We start from the raw sequence: 6757 nt of genomic DNA on the forward strand, positions 1-6757 counted from the left end.
CCGCCGGTGCCGGCCATCCGCGTCTGGAGCAGGCGCGACCTACGCTCGCGCAACTGCTGGCGCGCGTCCGGGCCATGGGCGGTGATACGGAGCGCTACTCCGCATACGCGGCCTTGCGCTGGGGCCATGGCTGGCGGATCAACCCCCACGGCCGCGGTCGTGCGTGGGACGAGCTCGACAGGTACGCCCAAGACCCGGAAGGCTACCTCGACAAGATCGACGCCGAACTGGGCCTGGGTGCCTGAAGGAGAAGACCATGCGCATCGCACACTTTTCCGACCTGCACTATGGAACAAGGACACTCGCCGAGGCCGAGCGCTGCTTCGGCGCTGCCATCGAGCGGGCCGTGGCGCAGGGGGCGCAGGCCGCCGTGATGTCCGGGGACGCGACCGATCACGCGCTGGACCTGCATTCGCCCGCCGCAGCGCGGCTGGTGGAGCGGGTGCGGCGCTTGGCCGATCATTGCCCGGTGCTGCTGTTGCAGGGTACCTACTCGCACGAGCCCCCGGGTACCTTGGACATCTTCCGCTCGGTCGGTGGGCGCCACCCGATTCACGTGGCCGACCGGATCCAGCAGGTGGCCCTGACCCGTGAGGGCGACTGGATCGCTTCCCCGCAATGGCATTTCGGCGCTTTACCGGATCGCGCGGTAGCGCTGTTCTCCTGTCTACCCACTGTCAACAAGGCGACCGTGGCGGCTACCGCCGGGGCGACGCACGCGGCGCAGGCTGTGGGAGAGCAACTCGCCCGGCTGCTCTGCGGCTTTGCGCCGTCACACCGGATCGCGCGCAGCCGAGGACTGCCCACCATCGGCGTGTCCCACGGCACGGTGTTCGGTTGCGTGAGCGAGCACGGCGTGCCAATGGCTGGTTTCGATCATGAGTTCACGACCGGGGCGTTGTTTGCCGCCGAGGCCCAGGCTTTCATGCTCGGCCATATCCATCGGCACCAGACCTGGGCGCAGCAGGGGCTTGCGGGTGCGCAATTGATCGCCTATGCGGGTTCCATCGGCCGCTTTCACTATGGAGAAGAGGGGGAGAAGGGATTTCTGCTGTGGGAAGTGGGCGCGGATTCGGCCTGCTGCACCCTGGAGCCCACTCCGGCGCGCCGGACCATGGATATCGTGTTCGAGGGCCGCCCGGATCTCGAGGCCTTGCGCGAAGCGGTTGCACGGCAGGACATCGCCGGTGCCAGCGTGCGCGTGCGCTGGACCGTGGCAGAGGAGGATCGGGGATCCGTGGATCGCGGGGCCATCCAACGGATCCTTGCCGACGCCGCGGAGACCAAGCTCGAGGGCCGCATCGTGCCCGTGGTGCGCACGCGCATGGCCGGCATCTCGCGCATGGCGAGGATGGAGGACAAGCTGCGCGCCTGGGCCCAGGTGTCCGAGGTCAACCCCGAACCGCTGCTGAGATGCCTTGCCGCGCTGGAGGAAGCGACACCCGAGGACATTGCAGCGGATCTATTGCGCGAGCGGGATGCCGAAGACCAGCCCTTGGAACCCATGCGGCTGGCGGCCTGACGCGTCCGGTGGGCAGGGCTACGGCAGCACTTCCAGCAGCGCTTCGGCGACCGCGTCGAAGTCGCCGAAAGCCTGCGCGAATGCCGGTGTGCCGCCCCCATAGACCAGCGGCAGCAGGTTGCCGGTGAACTCCGCCTGGATCTTCGCGTCCGCACGGGCCTGCCGCAGCGCGCCGCTCAGCACCTGACGAGGGGCCGTGGCAAAGTCCGGGAACTGGGTGCCGAACTCCTTTTGGTCACCTGCGACCAGCGCAGGAAAGGCCCGCTGCGCTGCGCTCAGCATCTCAGGCTGGCGTTGGCGGATGCAATGCACGTCGTAGAGATGCCGGACCAGGGCCGTGTCCCAGGCCTGGCGCATGAGCCCGGCGCGATGCTGTGCGTAGCGGCGCAGGAATGACAGGACTTTCTCCGCGACCGTTTCGGCTACGGCGACCACCGGGACCTCGAAGGCTTGATCGGAGCGGCCGGCGAGTTGGTCGGCCAGCGTGGTGATACGGCGCACCTGTGGAGGCAAAACCGGAGTGCGTGCCGTCAATTCGATCTGCAGGTGAGGGCGCAGCCCCGCGGCGGATGCATAGTGCCGCGCATAGCTCCACTCACTGCAGAAGTACCGGTTCTCGTTGAAGGCCAGTTCTTTGCCCTTGTCCTCGACCAGGCCGATCCCGGCCAGCGTTTCGGCCACCTGGGCCTTCAGCGCGGAAAGGCGGCGGCGGACCTCGGCGCGGGGGACTTGGCCCGCATCCGGCAGCACCACCTTCAGATCCGCGTCCTCGGACATGCGTTCGATTAGCCCGTAGGCCTTGGACAGGCTGGTGCCACCACAGAACACCAGTTGCATACCCTCAAGCCTCAAGGCGAACAGGGCCCGCAACGCATCGGTCAGGTGCTCGTCCTTTTCCAGCAGGCCCGCAGTGATTCCGCCGGAAGTGGCTTCCGCGATGAGCGCCTCGATCAGTTCCCGCCGCTGCGGTGCCAGCACCCTCATGCGTGTTCGTACTGGATCGCCTTGCCGTTGAAGCCCAGCTTGCGGGCGATGCGGCGTCGGCCGACGTTGAAGACGATGCCCGCAGGCACCTGGGTGCTGTGTCCGGCGTTGTACGCCTCGGTCAAGCGGCTGGCCATGACGGTCACACCCAGCTTGTTCAGCGCCTCGGGGGCCAGGACCTCCAGCGGCCGCACCGGAATCGGCTTGCCCGTCAGCACGCTTGGCTTGGCCTTGGCATAGACGCCCAGGCCCAGGCGCACCAGCGTGCCGTCCAGCACCAGTTCGCGCAGTGCGCGGCCGACCTGCGCGGCACTGCCGAACTGGTCGAACTCGCTGCGCAGCAGCACATCGTCGCTGCGGTTGGCGACGGAGCGTTTGATGCGATTGAGCGTGTTCATGGCGGTGGGAGGGAGGATCCTTGACGGACGATTTTACCTCTCTTGTCGATTTCGATAAGCCATTGAACGAAAAAGGAATTTTGCAGCATGACTCGATCATCCTCTTGCCAGAGTGCCGGAGAGGGGCGGCCACGGCGCTCAAGCCCTTGCTTCCCCGGGCTTTCACGGGAAACTGGGTGCGTCAAACCCATGGAGAACTTCGCCATGCAACTACTTTCCCTGACCCTCAAGGGCTTTCGCGGGATCCGGGATGGCCTGGGCCTGGATGCCTTGACGCTGGACTTCGAGGCACTGTGCGATGGGGCCGAGCTGGTCGCCATCGCGGGTGCCAACGGGCGCGGCAAGACCACGGTGCTCGACAACATGCACCCGTACCTCACGATGCCCTCGCGTGCGTCCGCAGCGGGCGCGGGCGGCTTCAGCTACTACGACCATGTCTACCTTCCGGAGAACGAGAAGGAGCTGGTTTGGGCGCTCGAAGGCCAAAGCTATCGCTCCCAGATCGTGATCCGTCCCAACGGTCGGCGCCGGACGGAGGCCTTCCTGTTCGCACTCTCCGATGCGGGCGCATGGCGCCCCGTCACACTGGAGGATGGCACGGTGTCGGACGGCAAGGTGGACACCTATACGCGTTGCGTGGAGCACCTGTGCGGCAGCGCCGATACCTTCTTCACGTCGGTCTTCGGAGCCCAGTGCAAGCGTCAGCTCAGCGACTACCGCAACGCGGAGATCAAAACGCTGCTGGCCGACCTGCTGGGGCAGGAGCATATCCGCGAGCTGGGGCGCAAGGCCGGTGAGACCGCCAAGCTGTTGAAGGCAGGGCTGGTAGCGCTGCGCCAGGAGGCCTCTGCCTTGGACGCCGAGGGAGAACGGCTCGCCCGCGCGCGGGCCGATGCCGCCGATGCGCCGGCGCGTGCCGCCCGGACGCAGGCGGCGGTGGCAGCGGCGGCGTCGGCGCTGGAGGAGGCGCGCCAGGCCCACGCCCGGGCCGCGGCACAGCGCGAGCAGGCGCGCGAGGCCGACGCGCGGCGGGGCCAGTTGTTGCAGGAGCGGGAAGCTGCGCAGGGAGCGGGCCGAGTGGTTCTGCAGGACCTGGCGGGGCGCGAACAGGATGCGCGCCAGCGGCTGGACCGGCTCATGCGCCGTGTTGCGCAGCGGGGGGCGCAGGCCCTGCAGCGCCGAGAACGGCTGGAGAACGTACGGAGCCGGTGCCATGCCTTGCTGGAGCGGGAGCACCTGGTGCACAACGCATTGCGGCGTTTGCCGCTGGCAGAGCAGTTGCTGGAACTGCGCACCGAGCGTGCGCGTCATCGCCGAGACCAGGTGGCGGAGTGGGAGCAGGCCAAGGGCCAGTTGCGCATCCTTGTGCAGCGGGTTCAGGGTATCGAACGAGAGGCAGGGCAGGCTGTCTTGCAGGCGCAGGCACTCAGGCGCCGTTTGGGCCTGACCGCCGAGGTGCCGTGCGCCGGGATGCCGCTGCAGGGAGCTTGCCAACTGCTGGCCGATGCACGGGAGGCGCAGGCGCTGATTCCCAGCGCCGATGCGGTGCTGCGGCGTTTGGGCGACGAGAAGGCGGAGGTCGAGCGGGAGGGCCGGGCCGTCAAGGCGCGTGTCCAGTCGCTGTCAGCCGCGAGCGGCCAATTGGAAGCCGCCGAGCATCGCCAGGAGCGCGCTCGCAGCCGCGCATCGCGACTTGCCCTGCTGGCGGCGAAGGCGGAAGAGATTCAGGTCGCGCGCCAGCGCTTGACCGAGGTTCAGGCCGAACTGGACGGCCTTGGAGATCCCGAGAGGGACGATTCCTCGGCCGAAGCGGTTGCCGAGCGGGAGGAGCGGGATGCCATTACCGCCGCCATGCAGGCCATCGACGCGCGGCGGACGCAGCAGTCCGACCTGCTGAAGCAGGCGCTGGCCCGGCTGGATGCCGTCCTGCGCACTTTGCCGGAACCCTTTGATCCCCAGCAGCTGGTCATTGCCGAGTCGGCACGCGATCGCGCCATCGCCGCGCATGGCAATGCACAGGGCTCGCACGTAGACGCTTTGAAGGAGTTGGAGAGCCTGGCGGCGCTGCGTCAGCAGCTGGATGCCCTGGCACAACGTCGGGCTGCGGCGCATCGGCGTGCCCTGCGGATCGAGAGCGCGATGGGCGACTGGGCCCTGCTGGCGCGGTGCATGAGCAATGATGGTTTGATTGCGCTGGCGATCGACGATGCGGGGCCGGCCTTGTCGGGACTGGCGAACGACTTGCTGCTGGCGTGCTACGGCCCGCGCTTCACGGTCTCCATCCTCACGCAGGGGGAGACGGCCAAGGGCGAGAAACGGGAGGACTTCGACATCCTGGTGCATGACGCCGATTCAGGGGAGAGCAAGAGTGTGCGGCTGATGAGTGGAGGGGAGCGGGTCTGGATCAACGAATGCCTGGTGCGGGCGGTGGCACTGTATTTGGCGCAGGCTGGCGAACGGCGCTACGAGACCCTGTTCTCGGATGAAGCAGACGGGGCCCTCGACCCGGACCGAAAGCGCATGTTCGGGGCGATGAAGCGCGAGGTGCTGCGACTGGGCGGCTATCACCGGGAGTTCTTCGTCTCTCAGACGCCCGAGTTGGCCGGCATGGCCGATGCGGTGATCGATCTGGAGGCTTTGCGGGCAGATGCCGACGCCTTGCCCATGGAGTGACAGAGGTCAAGGTGTCCGCCCCGGACGCAGTGCGCTGGCGTCGCGGGGCCTCAGAGGATAGTGTCTTGGGGCGTGAAAGTCGGCAGGCCCTTGACGGTCGGCGCTTCGCTGTCGAACTTGAGCCAGACGATGCCAGCTTGCTCTGCAGCCTCGAAGATCTTTGCAAGATCGGACTCCGCAGGCATGCGGTAGCGCGGCGAGCCTACGTATACGAAGCCTCCAAAGTCGGTGGGGTAGGCATTGACGGACAGATCGTCTGCGTGCAACTTTTGTCGGGTGGTGGGTGTCAGGTGGGTCAGCGAGAGAGCCGCCAGAGGCTCGGCGAGCCCGCGCAATTGCTCAATGCAATGGGTGTGCATGTTTCCTTCCTTGTGTGGCAATGCCGACACGGGTTCTGGGATGCCTTGTGGGCTTCGCAAATACCATGCCGCTATACAAGAGAATCCGACGGGATTCCCATGCGAGGCGCCGAGAGTTGCTCGCGGCGATGAAGCGGTAGATGCACGGCGCACCCAGCAGTGCTATGCGCGGATAGGAGGTTGTGAGCGCGTTTCCCACATCGCTCTCCTGGATCGAAATGCAGGGCAGCGCCGGTCGCCGAGGGGATGGCGTCCGCGGTTTGATGGAGGTGCGCAACGGCTGCCGGCACGATGGTCTTGGCTGGATGGGCTGTGACGTGAGCAAGCGACCGGAGGCCCTGATCAGGCCCTCGACCGGTATTGGGACTGTGCCCCTGGGTTTGCCGCATCACAAGGGGGAAAACCTGTGTCGGCTGGAAATCGTGGCGGTGGCGGGCGTTTGTTCGCGGGGCCGGATGGGAAATGCGCCGAAACGTGGCCATTCGCCAACATCTGGAAAGCCGGAGGCATGGCATATGGCAGTCCCGTGACACTCGAAAATTACTCTGCTGCCACTCAGGAAATTTTTTGATCAGGGCCCGTTAATTTGTCCTCAAGCACGTTGTTTTGCGTCAGCATGGTGACCATCAAGAGGTTTCTCCATGATCCGCCTGGGTTCCCAGATCCGTTTGACGCAGAAGGAAATCGAGTATTTCCGTTGGCTGACAGACATCGAGCCTGCCGGTATCCGCACGCGTGCGGATCTGGATGCGTATGTGGCGAAGTGCAAGGCGCACTATTGGGGCGTTTCGCAGGATACGCAGTTCCTTCATTGGATGATC

6 protein-coding genes and 1 pseudogene are annotated in these 6757 nt (G+C 66.3%); 4 read left to right on the forward strand and 3 right to left on the reverse strand.

Annotated features, from left to right (window positions below):
• Window positions 1-245, forward strand: a pseudogene (locus tag DBR23_RS06915) (hypothetical protein); the annotation flags it as partial.
• Between the two features lie 11 nt (window positions 246-256).
• Window positions 257-1522 (forward strand): metallophosphoesterase family protein, encoded by a 1266-nt coding sequence (locus DBR23_RS06920; RefSeq protein WP_108497747.1) that lies wholly within the window; start codon window positions 257-259, stop codon window positions 1520-1522.
• An 18-nt stretch (window positions 1523-1540) separates the two neighbouring features.
• Here DBR23_RS06920 and DBR23_RS06925 read toward each other — a convergent pair whose 3' ends face one another.
• The gene (locus DBR23_RS06925) at window positions 1541-2506 is read right to left on the reverse strand and encodes a nucleotidyl transferase AbiEii/AbiGii toxin family protein (RefSeq protein ID WP_108497748.1); all 966 of its coding nucleotides are present in this window, start codon (window positions 2504-2506) and stop codon (window positions 1541-1543) included.
• The gene (locus DBR23_RS06930) at window positions 2503-2904 is read right to left on the reverse strand and encodes a DUF6088 family protein (RefSeq protein WP_108497749.1); all 402 of its coding nucleotides are present in this window, start codon (window positions 2902-2904) and stop codon (window positions 2503-2505) included. The genes DBR23_RS06925 and DBR23_RS06930 overlap by 4 nt, the downstream gene beginning before the upstream one ends.
• A 204-nt stretch (window positions 2905-3108) precedes the next feature.
• Between DBR23_RS06930 and DBR23_RS06935 the strand changes: the two genes are divergently transcribed.
• Window positions 3109-5577, forward strand: coding sequence for a DNA repair protein (locus DBR23_RS06935; RefSeq protein WP_108497750.1), 2469 nt, complete (start codon window positions 3109-3111; stop codon window positions 5575-5577).
• Window positions 5578-5627: 50 nt separating this feature from the next.
• Here the strand turns inward: DBR23_RS06935 and DBR23_RS06940 are convergent, their stop codons facing one another.
• Entirely contained in the window at window positions 5628-5936 is a 309-nt protein-coding gene (locus tag DBR23_RS06940) for a hypothetical protein (protein ID WP_108497751.1), read from the reverse strand.
• A gap of 641 nt (window positions 5937-6577) precedes the next feature.
• Here DBR23_RS06940 and DBR23_RS06945 point away from each other — a divergent pair.
• On the forward strand, window positions 6578-6757 hold a 180-nt coding region (locus DBR23_RS06945; RefSeq protein ID WP_108497752.1), incomplete at its 3' end, for a hypothetical protein.

It is taken from the genome of Acidovorax sp. HMWF018, assembly GCF_003061035.1.
Taxonomy (GTDB): Bacteria; Pseudomonadota; Gammaproteobacteria; order Burkholderiales; family Burkholderiaceae_C; genus Acidovorax; species Acidovorax delafieldii.

Bases quoted from the DNA above. Each gene is read 5' to 3' on its own strand.
- DBR23_RS06920 (WP_108497747.1), top strand. From the start codon at position 257: ATGCGCATCGCACACTTTTCCGACCTGCACTATGGAACAAGGACACTC.
- DBR23_RS06925 (WP_108497748.1), bottom strand. From the start codon at position 2,506: ATGAGGGTGCTGGCACCGCAGCGGCGGGAACTGATCGAGGCGCTCATC.
- DBR23_RS06930 (WP_108497749.1), bottom strand. From the start codon at position 2,904: ATGAACACGCTCAATCGCATCAAACGCTCCGTCGCCAACCGCAGCGAC.
- DBR23_RS06935 (WP_108497750.1), top strand. From the start codon at position 3,109: ATGCAACTACTTTCCCTGACCCTCAAGGGCTTTCGCGGGATCCGGGAT.
- DBR23_RS06940 (WP_108497751.1), bottom strand. From the start codon at position 5,936: ATGCACACCCATTGCATTGAGCAATTGCGCGGGCTCGCCGAGCCTCTG.